General features: G+C 70.2%; 9 protein-coding genes. All 9 read right to left on the reverse strand.

Annotated elements, in window-relative coordinates:
- Positions 1 to 6 precede the first annotated feature (6 nt).
- Entirely contained in the window at positions 7 to 435 is a 429-nt protein-coding gene (locus O9255_RS11580; RefSeq protein WP_297867017.1) for a hypothetical protein, read from the reverse strand.
- 99 nt (positions 436 to 534) lie between these two features.
- Positions 535 to 1,575, reverse strand: a complete 1,041-nt coding sequence (locus O9255_RS11585; protein WP_297867018.1) for a helix-turn-helix domain-containing protein — start codon at positions 1,573 to 1,575, stop codon at positions 535 to 537.
- Complete coding sequence (locus O9255_RS11590; protein ID WP_297867019.1) at positions 1,576 to 4,731, reverse strand: NAD(P)-binding protein; 3,156 nt, start codon at positions 4,729 to 4,731, stop codon at positions 1,576 to 1,578.
- Positions 4,732 to 4,830: 99 nt separating this feature from the next.
- On the reverse strand, positions 4,831 to 6,183 hold the full coding sequence (locus tag O9255_RS11595) for an outer membrane protein transport protein (protein ID WP_297867020.1): 1,353 nt from the start codon (positions 6,181 to 6,183) through the stop codon (positions 4,831 to 4,833).
- A 40-nt stretch (positions 6,184 to 6,223) separates the two neighbouring features.
- Positions 6,224 to 7,864: a diguanylate cyclase gene (locus tag O9255_RS11600; protein WP_297867021.1), complete on the reverse strand. Its 1,641-nt coding sequence runs from the start codon at positions 7,862 to 7,864 to the stop codon at positions 6,224 to 6,226.
- 152 nt (positions 7,865 to 8,016) lie between these two features.
- Positions 8,017 to 10,434: a Tex family protein gene (locus O9255_RS11605; RefSeq protein ID WP_297867022.1), complete on the reverse strand. Its 2,418-nt coding sequence runs from the start codon at positions 10,432 to 10,434 to the stop codon at positions 8,017 to 8,019.
- A 102-nt stretch (positions 10,435 to 10,536) separates the two neighbouring features.
- Positions 10,537 to 11,370: a transporter substrate-binding domain-containing protein gene (locus tag O9255_RS11610; protein ID WP_297867023.1), complete on the reverse strand. Its 834-nt coding sequence runs from the start codon at positions 11,368 to 11,370 to the stop codon at positions 10,537 to 10,539.
- A complete protein-coding gene (locus tag O9255_RS11615) occupies positions 11,367 to 12,182 on the reverse strand; it encodes a transporter substrate-binding domain-containing protein (RefSeq protein ID WP_297867024.1) in 816 nt (271 codons plus the stop codon). Before O9255_RS11615 ends, O9255_RS11610 begins: the two co-directional genes overlap by 4 nt.
- A gap of 48 nt (positions 12,183 to 12,230) precedes the next feature.
- Positions 12,231 to 15,530, reverse strand: a complete 3,300-nt coding sequence (locus O9255_RS11620) for an amidohydrolase family protein (protein WP_297867025.1) — start codon at positions 15,528 to 15,530, stop codon at positions 12,231 to 12,233.
- Positions 15,531 to 15,553: the final 23 nt, after the last annotated feature.

Consider the following 15,553-nt stretch of genomic DNA (forward strand, 5'->3'; position numbering starts at 1 on the left):
GCCCCCTCAGCGCGGCATTGCCGGCGGCTCGTTCGCTTCGGGGCCGTAGTCGGCGATCCAGCCGCGGATCGTGCGGCCCATGCGGGCGATCATCAGCATGTTGAAGAAGTGCATCCCGCCGAGCACCAGCAGGGTCACGCCGATGCGCACGCCAAGCTCGCCGATCAGGTTGTCGTAGCCGGGGGTCCAATTCCCGAGCCGCAGGCTGATGAAGCCGAGATTGACGAGGTAGAAGCCGATCACCAGCAGCCGGTTGGTGGAGCGGGCCAGGTCTTCGTCGTGGCCGAAGCAGCGCACGAGGAAGGTTTCGCCGGTGCTGGAGAGCACCCGCGCCACCCAGACCGTCAGTGCGATCGAGACGAGCAGGTAGATGGCGTAGGCGGCGTGGACGACGACGAAGTCGTTGGGGGTCAGGGCAGGGGTCGGGGCGTACATGGCGGGTCTCCGCAGTGGGTTCGACGCCACGATGGCGTCGGCCCGCGAGGCCCGCTTCCGGAATGATCGCCGCGGAACAGGTCGCCGACCCGTTCCTTTTCAATCAACCACTTGCACGTTTCCGGAATGATCGGACGGGAGATTCCGGCGCCGGAACTCGCCCGGCACGAGGCCGGTTTCCTCCTTGAACGCGGCGTAGAACGTCGATTGCGAGCCGAAACCGACCGATAGCCCGACCGACAGCACCGAGGCCCGCGGTTCGTCGATCAGCATCCGGCTGGCCGCCGCCACGCGGTGCCGGCGGACGAACTTCGAGAAGCTCTCGCCGAAGCGGACGTTGAGCAGCTCGGAAAGCTGGTGCGGGCTGAGGTCGACCCGACGGGCCAGCTTGGCGAGGCCGAGGTCCTCGTCGCGGTATAGGTGCTCGTCCTCGAACAGCCGCCTCAGGCGCTCCGTCGCCTGCGCCACGTCCACCCGGCCCAGCGAGCTCTGCGCGTAGCTGGTGCTCACGGCCTCCTGCGTCTTGGTGGCGAGGTCGGGCACGAGCAGCAGCAGGGCCGAGACCAGCAGGAAGCCCGCGGCCATCTGCACCGAGTAGGCGAGGGCGAACAGGTCCCAAGGGATGGCTCGCGGGGTGAGTGCACCGGCCACGCCGACCCCGAGGCCCATCACCGCGAAGGCGAGCACCACCGGCAGCTCGACACGGAACCAGCGCCGGGTCGCGCGCAGCCGGTAGACCAAGGCCCCAAGGTGCAGCGCGTAGGCGGTGCCGAGGGTGAGGGACACCGGGATGGCCCAGATGGGTGGTACCAGCACGGCCAGCGCAGCGCTGAGTGCCCCACCCGCGATCACCAGCCCGCGCCGCCGATCGGCTGGCTGCAGCACGCCGGAAAGCAGCGCATAGAAGCCCCAGCTTTGCGCGAACAGCCCCGCCCCATAGGACCAGGGCGGGGCGTCGGTCGCGCCGAGAGCGGCGAGGCCGACGTGCTGCCACGCCGTCAGCGTCAGGCCGGCCAGCATCACCGCGCCACCCACGCGTGCGCTCCAAGGCATCACCATCCGCGAGGGGGCGGTGACCAGGGCCACCGCCAGCAAGGCGGCGAAGGCCGTGCAGGCGCCGGCGAGTGCGGTCAGCAGCACCTAGAAACCGCCTTCGCCGCGGATCACCGCGGGGTAGCCGCCGATCGCGCGCGCCGCCTGCATGCCGCCCATCGTCGCGGCTTCCACGCAGCCGGCGTCGAGGCCGGTCTTCAGCCAGTCGCCAGCGAGGAACAGGTTGCCGAAGCCGGACTGGTCGGCGTGCAGGCGGTACCGGCTGCTGTTCACCACGCTGAGCACGTAGCGCTCGGAGGGATCGACATTGCCGCGCCAGTACTGGCCGTCGAAGCGCGCGACGCCGTTTCCGTTGTTCAAATCGACGAGCAACGACCAGTCGAAACCGGCCGGCGTCACGGCGTTCGGCCACAGGGTGCCGATGCGTTGCTCCAGCTGGGCGATGGCGTTCTGCTTCGCCTGCGCCGCGATGGCAGCGGGGAAGCCGGCATCGCTGCTCGGCGGGTACGAGGCGACTGGCATCGCGGAGCAGAAGTACGAGACGTTGCGCGGCTGCTGCCCGGCGGGCCACTGCTCGCGCACCAGCAGCTGGTCCATCGGCGCCCAGGTGTCATACGGCTCGCTGAAGGCCGAGAGCACCGGCTCCTGCCCGCTGGGTGAGAGCGTCGTCCAGCCGAGCTGCGCGATGTCCTGGTTGCACCACACCTGGTAAGCCTGCGTCGCCACCGCCTGCACCGCATTGCTGCATGCCGCAAGGCCGGGGCTGAGTGGCAGCAGGGGCGCGGCGACGTCGGCGAGGCTGGCGACCGACAGCCCGTACACCACGAGGTCGAAATCGACGCCGCGCTGCAGCGTGCGCTGCGGCAGCGGCGTGCCGAAGTGGGCTTCGTACACCTGCGGCCACGGCGACCAGTGGCTTTCAAGGTTGATGTTGTTCGCCTGCAGCAGGGCCGCTTCGCGTGGATCAAGCAGCTCGTACTTCGGCGTCGAGGGCCAGCAATCGAGGCCCTGCACCGGGCGCAGGGGCACGTAGTCCGCCGTGCCGGGGAGCTGCTGCTGCAGTTCGATGCGATCCACGACCTTCGCCCCATCGGCCGTGCCCGGCGTCAGGCCCAGCACCTTGTGGAAGAAGTGGAAGCGCACGCCGCGGCGCTTCAACACTTCGTAGATCGGCCCGAACACGGTGTCGCCCATGCCGGCCTGCATCTTGAACATGATGCCGCCGTGGTAGCACATGGCCACCTTCATCATGCCGCGCAGCATGGTGCCGGCCTCGATGTTGGGGCGGCTGAAATCACCGTTCTCGTAGGCGAAGACGAGGTCGTAGAAGCCTCGCACCGGCGCGCTGTACACGGTCCAGCGTTCGTTGGCGCCGTGCTTCTTCAGCCACGCGTAGAAGTCGATGTCGTTGATCGCCTCGAAGCCGTTCTTCAGCACGCCGTCCTCGAGCATGCCGATGCTGCAGGTGGCGCCCAGGTCGACCATGATGAAGAGGCGGCGCAGCGTGTCGTTCGTCGCCATCGCCTCCGAAACCAGGCCGCCCAGCCACGCGCGCAGGCCGCGCAGGGCGTCGCGCAGCAGCGCATGGTCGTCGGCGTCGTGTTGCTCGATGGCCTCGGGCAGCGCGGCGATGAACTGCTCGAACGCGGCGAGCGCGTGGTGCACGTCGGCCGCGAGGTGTTCCACGTCGGCCTCCACCGCGCCGGCAAGCCGATGCAGCCACGAGGCGTGGGCGCCGTTGGCGTCGGCGGTGAAGCCGTGCTGGTTGGCGTCGGCCACGTGCTGCGCGCGAATGTCGGACAGGCCCTGGCGGATCCACGCCAGCAGCGTTGTGAGCGCCGACCACAGGCTGATGGCCTCCGAATGGTGGCCCGGCTGCCCCGGTTTCAGCGGCACGTCGATGTTCCACATCGACCACGGGCCGCTGCGCGTGTCCGGGCCCGGCGGGCCGAGCGATTCGGCGAGGCTGATGAACTGCTGCGGCTTGAACGCGTCCTGCCACGTGGCCAGCGGCGTGCCGGCCGGTCGGCCCAGCGCGGCATAGGTCTGCTGCATCACGTCGAAGGCGTTGTCGTAGAAGCCGAACCAGATGTGCAGGCCGTGCTCCTCGATGCGCTCGCCCACCTCGGCGTTGCGCCCGCTCGCGCCCTTGCCGCCGAGGCGCCAACCCATCTGATAGACGTCGATCTCGAAGCGGTTGGTCCAGTCCGGCTGGTTCGTCAGCCAGAACGCCGCCGTCATCGCGCCGACGCCGCCGCCGAGGATGGCGATCTTCTTCTTCTGCACCACCGAGTTGTCGACGAGTTCCTCGCCCGCGCTCACCACGAAATCGAAGTTCACGGCGAAGGGCATCAGCGCCGGCTGCGTGCCGAGTGTCCAGCCCAGCGATTCCTTAAGCGGGAAACTGTCGAAGGCGTGCAGGTTCAGCGTGGCCGAGTCGTCGAACAGGTGCACGCTGTGCACCTTCTGCACGGCGGCCGGCGCGGTGACGATGGCCTGGTACACCGCGCGTTCGCCGGCGGAATCGGGGAACTGCTTCAGGAACAGCTGGTCGACGCGCGGCGAGGTGAGCATGCCGAGCAGCTGCGCCCAAGCGCCTTCGCCGAACTGCCAGAAGCCCGGCAGCGAGCGCAGGAAGGTGAGCATCTCGGTGAGCCACTGCACCCAGCCGGCGATCGGCCGCGGTGCGGCCGTGCCGTTCACCTCGAGCAGCGGATGCAGCGCCAGTTCGGTGCCCGGCGAGAAGGGCTGGAAGCCCTTGGCCGCCAACGTGAACGCCAGCGGGTCGCCGACCGTCGCGGGCATCGTGTACGTGCACTCGTACTTCGGATAACCGAACAGCTCGCGCCCGTTGATCAGCGCCATCGCGTCGTTCACCCAGATGTGCATCGGGTAGAAGTAGACGTGCTCGATCTCGGTGCTGCCGGCCGGCACCTGGCCCACCATCACCCAGGTGATGATGTCGGTCTCCTGGCCCCAGCCCTTTGCGGCATCCGCGGGGAACTGGCTGTTCGCGTGCGCCACGTTGGTGAAGGTGAGCATGACGAAGGGCGTCAGCACCTTGAACTGCATCTTGCCCTGTGTGCAGACGTTGAGCGTCTGGTCGACGCTGGCCTGCAGGGCGGCCAGCGTGCCCTCCACCCAGAAGCCGAACATCTGGGCGTTCTTCAGATCGAGCGGCGAGTGCATCAGCACCGAGCCGGGGGGATAGAGGAACGGCGGGCGCTGCGTGGGGTTGGGCATGGCGCGATCCGGGTCGAGGAGCCCCGGAGTGTCGTCGTTCGCGCCCCTCGGGCTCAAGCGGACGTCGCGAGGCTGCCGCGACGCCGCGCCGTCAGGGCCTCAGTGCCAGTTGTATTGCACGCCGAGGTGCAGCGAATCGAGCGCGTAGTCGCCGCGCAGGCGGCCAGCGCCAACGATGTCCCGGTCGATCGTGCTGCGGGCGAAGCGGATGGCTCCGAGCGCGACGTCCACGCTGCGCCGGTCGGCCAGCGTGTAGCGGAAGCCGCCACCGACGAAGACGCGATCACTGTCCGGGACGATGGCATTGCGGTTGGCATCGCTGACCGCGCTCGATTCCCATTCGACGCCGCCCTTCCATTGCATGCGCGCGCTGCTGCGATGGTTCAGGCCGAGGCCGAACTTGCGGGTGTTCTGCCAAGCGAAGGGGATGACGCTGTCGGCGGCGCCATTGGTGTAGCGCAGGCGGATGTCCTGCAGGCGGCTCCAGCGCGTCCAGATCACGTCGGCGACCAGCTGCGTGCTGTCCCCGAGGTCGTAGGCGAGGCCGACGCTGGCGATTTCCGGCAACACCAGGGTCGAGGCCACGCCGCCGTTGCTGGTGGCGGGCGTCTGCGTCAGCGCGGCGAACGGGCCGGGCAGCACCGGGTTGCGGAACGAGGTCTCGCCGTCGACGTCGAGATCGATCTTCGAACGCAGGTGGGCACCGAAGCGCAGGTGCTCCGAGGCCTGCCACGCCAGCGAGGCCGTCCAGCCGAAGCCGTTGCCCTCGGCGTCGATGCGCGCCGTGCCATCGCGGCCCTGCGGCAGGATGTTCGCCGGCACGCAGGCCGCCGGGCCGATCGCCGCGAAGCAGACGGTGCCGAAGTCCACCGCGCTGATCAGCTTGGTTTGGCCGCGGACGGCCGTGAGGCCGACGCTGGCCGACCAGCGCTCGCCGAGTTCGAAGGCCAGCGCCGGGCTCACCGCCAACGTCTTCAGCTGGGCGGTCTGCACCTGGTAGCGCCCGACCCAGTCCGGGTCGTAGTCGGTGGACAGGCCGAAGGGCGTGTACAGCGCGACGGTGAACGCGCTGCGCGCCGTCAGCGGCCGCGTGTGGAACACGCTGAGCAGCGGCGCCGCGCCATCGGCGCTGGAGCTGGCCGGGCCGAGGGCCGGCGTGCCGACGGCGGAGAGGCTCTGGCGGTTGTCGAAGTCCGCCGTCAGCGCGATGCCGCCCAGTGCGAGACTGGTCTGCGGCGTGTCGAAGCGCGTGGCGAGGGCGGGATTCAACAGGGCCACCGAGGCGTCGTCGGCCCGCGCCACGCCACCGTGTCCGTTCGCGATCGCGGCCGCGCTCTGCGACTGCACGGTGAAGCCGCTGCCGAGCACGCTGCCGGCCAATCCGAGCGCGATGGCGCCGACGAGGGTTCGTGTCGCACAGCTGCCGGGCCGCGATGTCGCCGATGTCGCCATGGAATTCCCCTGTGGGTGCTGCGTGTGGTGGTGCGCCGGACTAGGCCGAGCGGTGGCCGGTGCGGATCGCCTTGCGCGTGGCCTTGTTCTCGTACATCCGCTGGTCCGCGACTTCGAGCAGCTGGGCCAGATGCCGGCTGGTCGGCAGGGCGCGGTCGGAGGTGGCGATGCCGAAGCTCAGGCCGGCCTGCGGGAACCCCGTCGCCCGCACTTCCATCTCGACGCGTTGCAGTTCGCGGCTAAGGCGCTGCGTGGAGAGCTGGTCGCCGGCCAGCAGCAACACGGCGTACTCGTCGCCACCGAGCCGGTAGACCTCGGCGTTCGGCGTCGCGATGTCGCGCAGCCCCTGCGCGACGGCGCAGAGCAGGGCATCGCCGCGGGCGTGGCCTTCCAGGTCGTTGATGGTCTTCAGCCCGTCGAGGTCGATCATCGCGACGAGGATGCCGTTCGCCAGCAGGGCCTTGTCGGAGTCGAGGATCTCCTCGAAGCGAAGGTTGAAGGCGTAGCGGTTCTGCAGCCCGGTGAGCGGGTCGGTGCTGGCTTGGCGCAGCGCGGCCTGCATGCCCACGCGGAAGGTTTCGCGGGAGGCCTCCACGGATTTAACGCGGTCGGCCAGCGCGACCGCGAGCAGCATCGCCTCGACGGCGTTGCCGATCAGCACGAGCAGGTCGGCGTTGTCGATGATGTCTTCCATCATCCCGAGGTTGGCCGGGAGGATGACGATGCCGGGAATCAGGATGGCGAGGTAGCCGGCGAGCATGAAGCGCGCCTGGGTGACGCCATTGAGCAGCGCCCAGACGCTGGAGCCCACGGCGAACGCGATCGCGAGGCCGACGAGGACGGTGGCCCACAGGTGCGCGGTGCCCGGCATCGTCAAGGCGCCGAGCAGGCCGATCGCCGACAGCACCATCAGCCCGTCCGCCATGTGGGCCAGTTTCGGGTCGAGCTTGGGAAGTTGCAGGAAGCTCCGGCAGAAGCCCGCGTGCAGCGCCGTCAATGCGATGAAGAAGACCGAGTAGTTGATCGTGAGGTCGCGCCAACCGAACCACTGGTAGGGCAGGCCGAAATAGAACGCCCAGCCCAGCACGAGGCAAAGGGATTGGCCGCCGTAGTAGACGTAGGCCGACGAGCGGGTCCATGCGCCAATCAGCAGGTTGTACACGCCCAGGGCGAGCAGGCCGCCGAGGGCCAGTCCGAACAGCAGGGTCTCGTTGCGGACGCGCTGGGTGAAGGCCTCCGCGCCGTAGATGTCGACCCGCGGCAGCGAGGTGAAGAGCGGGGTCTTCATCCGCACCAGCACGTCGTAGTCGGTGTCGGGCCTCAGCACGACGGCCACGCCCTGGTGCATGACGTGCGAGGAGGGCTGGCCGATGCCGACGGTGCCCGCCTGCACCCCGTCGGGCCCGTACACGCGGACTTCCGCCGTGTGGAAGAAGGTGTTCCCGGGCATCACCACGTACCGACCGCCGTCGCCCGTGCTGCGGAACCGGTGGCGCAGCCAGAAGGTGCCGCCCCGGAAATCGACGTGGCGCAGGCGCTGCTGGCTCGTCGACCAGCGGTCCACCTGGACCTGGCTCGTGGGCCACCAGACCACCTCGGCGGCCTCGTAGACCGTCAGCTCGGCGCCGGCGTTGTCCGCGGCCGGGCCGAACAGCCACCACGGGCCGGCGGCGACCGGCATGGAGACGGACACCAGCAGCCAGAACAGCAGTGCGCGCGCCGTGGCGATGGTCGTGATCCGTCCGGGGATAGTCCGCCCCCATTGTGCGTCACTCCCGGCTCCCGGCTCCCGGCAATGCGCGCCGCGTCAATTCCTGTCGGAGTCGCCCCGGTTCAGCGTTTCAGGGCCCTCAGGGCGTCCGCCATGGCGCTGTTGGCCGGGGCGGGGCCGGTGCCCGGGGTGCCGCGGCCGGCGGGGCGTCCGCCGTCCGGACGGGGGCCGCGCGGCTCCCGGCTGCCCCGCTCGTTCGAGGTGGGGCGGTCGTCGCGTTTGCCGCCCCGGGCCTCGCCCGGCACGTCGTCGAGGCGCCGGGTGAGGGCGATGCGCTTCCGCGGCACGTCGACCTCCAGCACCTTCACCTTGACCACGTCGCCGACCTTCACCGCTTCGCGCGGGTCCTTGATGAACTTGTCGGAGAGCGCGCTGATGTGGACCAAGCCGTCCTGGTGCACGCCGATGTCGACGAAGGCGCCGAAGGCCGCGACATTGGTGACCACGCCTTCCAGCACCATGCCGGGCTTGAGGTCCTTCAGGTCCTCGACGCCGTCGGCGAAGCGCGCGGCCTTGAACTCCGGGCGCGGGTCGCGGCCGGGCTTCTCGAGTTCCTTGACGATGTCCTTCACCGTCGGCAGGCCGAAACGCTCGTCGGTGAACGGCTCGAGCTTCAGGCCGCGCAGGCTGGCGGCGTCGCCGATCAGCTGGCCGATCGGGCGACCGCAGGCCTTCACGATCTTCTCCACCACCGGGTAGGCCTCGGGGTGCACGGCCGACGCGTCGAGCGGCTCGTCGCCACCGGCGATGCGCAGGAAGCCGGCGCACTGCTCGAAGGTCTTGTCGCCGAGGCGCGGCACCTTCAGCAGCTCGCGGCGCGACTTGAAGGCGCCGTGTTCATCGCGATAACGAACAATGTTCTCCGCCACCGTGGTCGTCAGGCCCGACACGCGCGCCAGCAGCGGCGCGGAGGCGGTGTTCACGTAGACGCCGACGGCGTTCACGCAGTCCTCGACGCGGGCGTCGAGCGCGCGCGCCATCGCGAACTGGTTGACGTCGTGCTGGTACTGGCCCACGCCGATCGCCTTCGGTTCGATCTTCACCAGCTCGGCCAGCGGGTCCTGCAGTCGGCGGGCGATGGAGACCGCGCCGCGGATGCTGACGTCGAGGTCGGGGAATTCGCGGGCCGCGAGTTCCGACGCGGAATACACGGAGGCGCCGGCCTCGCTGACGACGATCTTCGTGAGCTTCAACTCGGGATGCTTGGCCATCAGCTCGCCGGCCAGCTTGTCGGTCTCGCGGCTGGCCGTGCCGTTGCCGATGGCGATGAGTTCGACGGCATGCGCCGCGCAGAGCTGCTTCAGGCGCGCGATGGACGAATCCCACTGCCGCTTCGGCTCGTGCGGGTAGATGGTGTCGTAAGCGACCAGCTTGCCGGTGGCGTCGACCACGGCCACCTTCACGCCGGTGCGCAGGCCGGGGTCGAGCCCCAGCACCGGGCGCATGCCGGCGGGCGCGGCCAGCAGCAGGTCCTTGAGGTTGTCGCCGAACACGGTGATGGCTTCGGCCTCGGCCTTCTCGCGCGCGGCGCCGACGAGATCGACCGACAGGTGCATCAGCAGGCGCGCGCGCCAGGCGAGGCGGGCGGTCATCAGCAGCCAGGCGTCGGCCGGGCGGCCCTTCGGCGCAATGCCGGCGGCGAGGGCCACGCGGCCTTCGGCATAGGCGTGGCCGGCCTCGATATCGGCGGTCGGCTCGAGGTCGACGCTGAGCATTTCCTCGCGGCGGCCGCGCAGCAGGGCGAGCATGCGGTGCGACGGGATCGCGCTGATCGGTTCGACGTGCTCGAAGTAGTCGCGGTACTTCGCGCCTTCGTTTTCCTTGCCCGGCATCACCTTCGAGCGCAGCACGCCCTTGGCCTGCAGCCACTCGCGCAGTTCACCCACCAGAGCCGCGTTCTCGCCGATGCGCTCGATCAGGATGGCGCGCGCGCCGTCGAGTGCGGCGGCGACATCGGCCACGCCCTTCTCGGCATCGACGAAGCCGGCAGCGCGTTCCTCGGGGGCGACGTTCGGATCCGCGAGGATCGCGTCGGCCAGCGGCTCCAGCCCGGCCTCGCGGGCGATCTGCGCCTTGGTGCGGCGCTTGGGTTTGTAGGGCAGGTAGAGGTCTTCGAGGCGCGACTTGCTGTCGGCGGCCAGCACGTCGTCGAGCAGCGCCTTCGTCAGTTTTCCCTGCTCGGCGATGGAAGCGAGGATGGCGTCGCGGCGGTCTTCCATTTCGCGCAGGTAGCCGAGCTGCTGCTCGAGGTTGCGCAGTTGGGTGTCGTCGAGGCCGCCGGTCACTTCCTTGCGGTAGCGGGCGATGAAGGGGACGGTCGCGCCTTCGTCCAGCAGCTCGACGGCCGCACGCACCTGCGCGGGTTGTGCGCTGATCTCGTGGGCAATCCGCTGGGCGATGGTGGCCGCGATGGCAGCGGCAGGACGGACGGGCGCGGCGAGGCCGGCGGTTTCAGGGGCGGGCGCAGCAGGAGCGGACATCGGGACTCGACGGCAGGGTGGAACGGCCGGCGATTGTCCCCCCGGCCGACGGCTCGGGACAGGCTGGCGAAACGTCGCCGGCTGTGTCAGGCCGGCGGTGCGCTAGGGCGAGCTGCGCGGCGTCAGGGCCTCGGCGGTCGCCGCCTCCACGCGGCGGCGGAACGTGGCGCTGTTGCGGACCTCGCGCGTGGCGGCCCAGAGCCGTTCAGCCAGCGCGGGGTGGGCCGCGACGAAGGCGTGCGACAGGCCGAGGAAGTAGCGCTTGGTGAGGATCGGTCGCGGCAGGGCTTCAAGGTCATCCAGCGCGACGCCGCCGGCCGCCTGCAACTGCGCCCAGCGGAAGGCACTGAGCGCGATCGCGTCGAGCTCGCCCCGGGACAGCCGCGACAGCTGGACCAGATGGTCCCGCGACGACATCTCCACGGCCCATCCGGCCCGCTTCAGGTCGTCCGCGATGGCATAGCCCGGCTGCACGCCCACCGGCCGCGTGGAGCCCACCAGCTGGCCATCGACAACGTCGACGGGGGTGCCGCGACGGCGGACGAGGACAATGGCGTCCTCGCGCAGGGCATCTGCGTCGACATCAGGCGCGCCCGGCGGGAAGGCGAACACCGGCCGCCGCTCCGGCGAGAACGCGACCGCGAAGGCGCCGTCCATCCGGCCGCCGCCCACTTCGGCGAGGCAGAAGGGCCAGGGTTGCGGGTGGTACTCGACGTGCAGCCCGAGGCGTCGCGCCACCTCATCGAGCAGCTCGAAGTAGAGCCCCTGCTTCTGCCGGCTGCGCCAGGGCACCGCCGGGGTTTCCTCGAAGCAGAGATCGAGCGTCGTCGGCTCGGCGGCGGCAGCCGGACGGACCGGCTTGGCCACGACGTTTTCGGCACCGAACCAGACCGCGATCGCGAGGCCGGTCGTGGTGCAGAAGCCGCAGGGCCTCATCGTGGGCTCCCGCCATCCGAGGCGCCGCGGGCGCGGGCGAGCTCGCCCTGGTAGGCCTCGCTCTCGCGCACTTCGGCCACGGCCTGCCAGACGCGACGGGCGAGTTCCGGGTGCCGGGCCACCAGTGGCTTCGACAACGCGAGGAAGTACGGCTTCTCCACCAGCGGGCGCTCGACCACCTCGAGCTCCATGAGCCACGGGTGTCGCTGCTGGCGGAGCTGGTGCATCTGGTCGGTGCCCACGGCAGCGGCGCCGATCCGTCCGGCCGCGAGCTTGCGCAACAGCGCCTGCGGGCTCGGCGCGGCGTCATCCACCGCGTAGCCGCGCCGGCGCAGGTCCTGCGCGATCGACGTGGCGGGTTCGGCCCCGATGGTGCCGACCAGGCCGGTGATGCGCTCGCCGTCGAAGCCGAGCGGCGTGCCGCGCCGCCGCACCAGCACGTAGCCGCCCTCGAACATGCGCTGCGCCGCATCGGGCGCTTCGCCGCCGGGAAACGCTGCGAAATCCTGCCGCTCCGGCGTGACGCTGATGCCGAAGGTGCCATCGACGCGGCCGGCGCGTAGGTCGTCGTGGCAACGGCGCCAGGGCCGTCCCTGGTACTCGAAGCGCACGCCGGTGCGGGCGGCAACGGCGTCGAGCATGACGAAGTTCAGGCCGACCTTGCCCCGCGTGCGCCACGGCAACACGTCGCTGTCCTCGAAGCACAGCACGAGGGTCCGGGGCGCGTCGTCCGCCGGCGCGGTGGACGGAGGCGCCGGGCGGGACAAGGCCACGCCCGGAAGCATCGCGAGGATCAGCAGGAGACGTCGCATGGCCGCGAGCCTATCGATTTCTTGGGCGACTTTGCGCCCATTCGCACGTCAATTCCTGCCAGCGTCCTCCACCCGGCTGGCGTTCACGCGGCCGGCCCAGGACCCGCCGTACTCCCAGGGCATCGGCGCTCGGTGGCCCTTCGGGCAGTGGCAGGGCGCGGTGGGGCCCCACTCGGCGCCGCGCATCAGGCCGTTGCCGAGGCGCTGCCAGTAGAACGTCGGGGCCGGGGCTTCACGCCCGCCGATCTCGGCGAGGGTGGTGGCGTCGAACAGGCGACCGTTGACCATGACGTGCGTGGTCTTGGCACTGTCGTGCAGGTTCTCGAGCGGATTGCCGTCGACGATGACGAGGTCGGCCTTCTTGCCGGCTTCGATCGAGCCGAGGTCGGCGCTGTAGCCGAGATGGTCCGCGCCGTCGATGGTGAATGCCCGCAGCGCCTCGAAGTTCGTGAAGCCGCCCTGCGCCAGCGACCACATCTCCCAGTGCGAGCCGAGGCCCTGCAGCTGGCCGTGGCCCCCCACGTGCACGCGCACGCCGGCATCGCGGAGTGTCTTGAGCGATTCGGCGACGGTGATGTGCCAGTAATCCCAGTCCGGGCCGGTCTCGCGGCGGATGGCGCGGGCCTCGAGCGTCTCGCGCGGGAAGAAGCGCAGCAGGCGCTCGTTCTGCCAGACGTTGTCGCGGGCGTACCACCAGTATTCGCCGGAGAGTCCGCCGAAGCTGACGTTGAGCGTCGGCGTGTTGCGCACGTCGGTCTGCCGCCACAGCTCGATCACGTCGCGGCGCAGCGGCGCCACGGGCAGGTTGTGCTCGATGTTGCTGCTGCCGTCGACGATCATCGTCAGGTTGTGCTGGAAGGTGCTGCCGCCTTCCTCGACGGTCATCATCCCCAGCTCGCGGGCGGCCTGGTTGATCTGCTGGCGCTGGTCGCGGCGCGGCTGGTTGTAGCTCTTCACAGCGAACACGCCGTTGGCGCGCAGTCGGCGCAGGTGCGCGCGGGCATCGTCGATCGAGTTCACCACCGCCTTGAAATCGCCGTCGGCGCCATAAAGGATGGTGCCGGTCGAGAACACGCGCGGGCCGAGCAGTCGCCCGGCCTCCACCAGCTCGGCCTGCGAGAACACGGTCTCGGTGTTGGCCGATGGATCGAACATCGTGGTGACGCCGAAGGCGAGGTTGGCCGCGTAGCTCCAGTTCGCCTGCGGGATCACGCCGCTGAAGAAGTGGCTGGCGTGCGCATGCACGTCGATGTAGCCGGGCAGCACGGTCTTGCCGCTCGCGTCGACCACGCGAGCGCCCTGCGGGACGTCGACTTCGCCGGCCCGGCCGACGGCGACGATGCGGTCGCCGCGCAGTAGGACCACGCCGTCCTCGATCACCTCCTGCTCGCTCTGCGCGTTGCGCATCGTCACCACGCGGCCGCCGGTGATGGCGACGACGTCGGTGGGCGTGTCGACCGGAACGCGCAGGCCGAGCGCCCTGCCGCCGTCGTCCTTCGACGCGGCGACGTCGCGGCTCACGTAGCGCTCGCCGACCAGCCAGTGCAGGGTGTCGGCGTCCGACCAGTGCAGGTAGGCACCGACATCGGTCGAGAGCGCGGTGACCGGCACCGCCTTGGTGTCCTTCGACAGCGCCACGGCCGCGCCGGTCTGCGGCAGCGGCGCCACGTAAGCGTTGTAGAGCTCGGTGAAGGCGACGCGCAGGCCGTCGGGCGAGACGCTGACCGCGTCGACGTACTTCAGGTCGAGCACGTCGCGGCGGTCCTCGCCGTGCATTCCCACCGACGCGAGCTTCTTCGACAGCCCACCGCCGGTCAGGAACAGCACGCGCGTGCCGTCGGCGTTGAATTGCGGCTCGCGGCCATCGTCCGCCAGCTTGCGCGGCTCCCCGCCTGCGGCGGGCATGACGAACACCCCGGCGTCGCGGCCCCAAGCGCTGCCGATCACCGAGTTGCCGCGATCGCGAACGAAGACGATGTTGCGGCCGTCCGGCGAATAGCGAGGGCCGTAGTAGACGCCGCGCACGGTCGTCAGCACGCGCTCGGTGCCGCTGGCGATATCGCGCTCGACGATCTGGCCACGCGCCTCGTCGTTCCACGTGGTGAACAGCAGCTTGCGACCATCCGGCGAGAACGCCGGCTGGTACTCGAAGCGGTCGTCGTGGTCGGTGAGTGCGCGCGGCGTGCCATTGCCCTCGCGCAGCCACAGGCGGCCGACCGCGTGGAAAGCCACGCGGCGGCCGTCATTCGACGTGGCGACGTCGCGGACCATCCGCGGCGCGAACGTGCCGGTCGGCAGGGTCTTCTGTTGGCGCGGCGCCTCGGTGACGCGCTGCTCGACCTCGGCGCTGAACGGGATGTTCGTCGCCTCGCCGCTGCCCGCGTCGACCCGCCAGAACTTGCCGTCCTTGCCCCAGACCACGAGCGCGGCGCCGTCCGGCGTCCAGTCGAAATTGGCGTAGGGCCCGAAGATCGCCCAGCCCTCTTGCTGGTCGCGCTCGAGGCCGTCCCACAGCGGCCGCACCTGGCCCGATTCGAGGTCCATCAGGTGGAGCACGGACTTCTCGCGCACGCGCTTCACGAAGGCGAGCGTCTTGCCGTCCGGCGAGGGCTGCGGGCGCACGGCGCCGCCGGGGCTGCTCACCATCGTCTCGATCTCGCCGGTCTGGCGGTCGAGGCGCTTGATGGCGTAGATCAGGCCGTGCGGGTTCTTGTTGTACTGGAAGGACGGGCCTTCGCTGACGTCCTCGCTGAAGTAGACGTAGCGGCCGTCCGGCGACACGGCGGGTTCGCCGAGGTCCTGCTGGTCGTTCTTCTGCGTCGTCAGCTGCAGGCCGTCGCCGCCGTCGCGGTGGTAGAGCCACAGCTCACCGGCGCCGAGCGAGCGCATGCCGGTGAAGTGCTTGCGGCCGACGAGGTACTGGCCGTCCGGCGTCCAGGCCGGGTTGTTGAGCAGGCGGAAGCGCTCCTTCGTCACCTGCACCGGGCGCGTGCCATCGGCCTGCATGCGCCAGAGGTTGTTGCCGCCGTCGCGGTCGGAGGTGTACGCGATTTCGCGGCCATCGGGCGAGTAGCGCGGCTGCACGTCCCAGGCCGGCCCCGAGGTGAGGCGCGTGGCGCGGCCGCCGGCGATCGGCAGGCGGTAGAGGTCGCCGAGCATCGAGAACACCATCGCCCGGCCATCGGGCGCGACGTCGAGGTCGAGCCAGGTGCCTTCGTCCGTCGTGAAGCGCACGGTCTTCGTCGGACCGTGTTCGCCATTGACGTCCCAAGCCGGGCTGTCGGCGGCGAACGGGGCGGAGGCGGCGAGGGCGAGCGCGGCGGCGATCGCGAGTCGGGTGTGGCGCATGCGTGGGTTCCCCTGGGGCGAGC

Source organism: Silanimonas sp., from assembly GCF_027530345.1.
Lineage (GTDB): Bacteria > Pseudomonadota > Gammaproteobacteria > Xanthomonadales > Xanthomonadaceae > Silanimonas.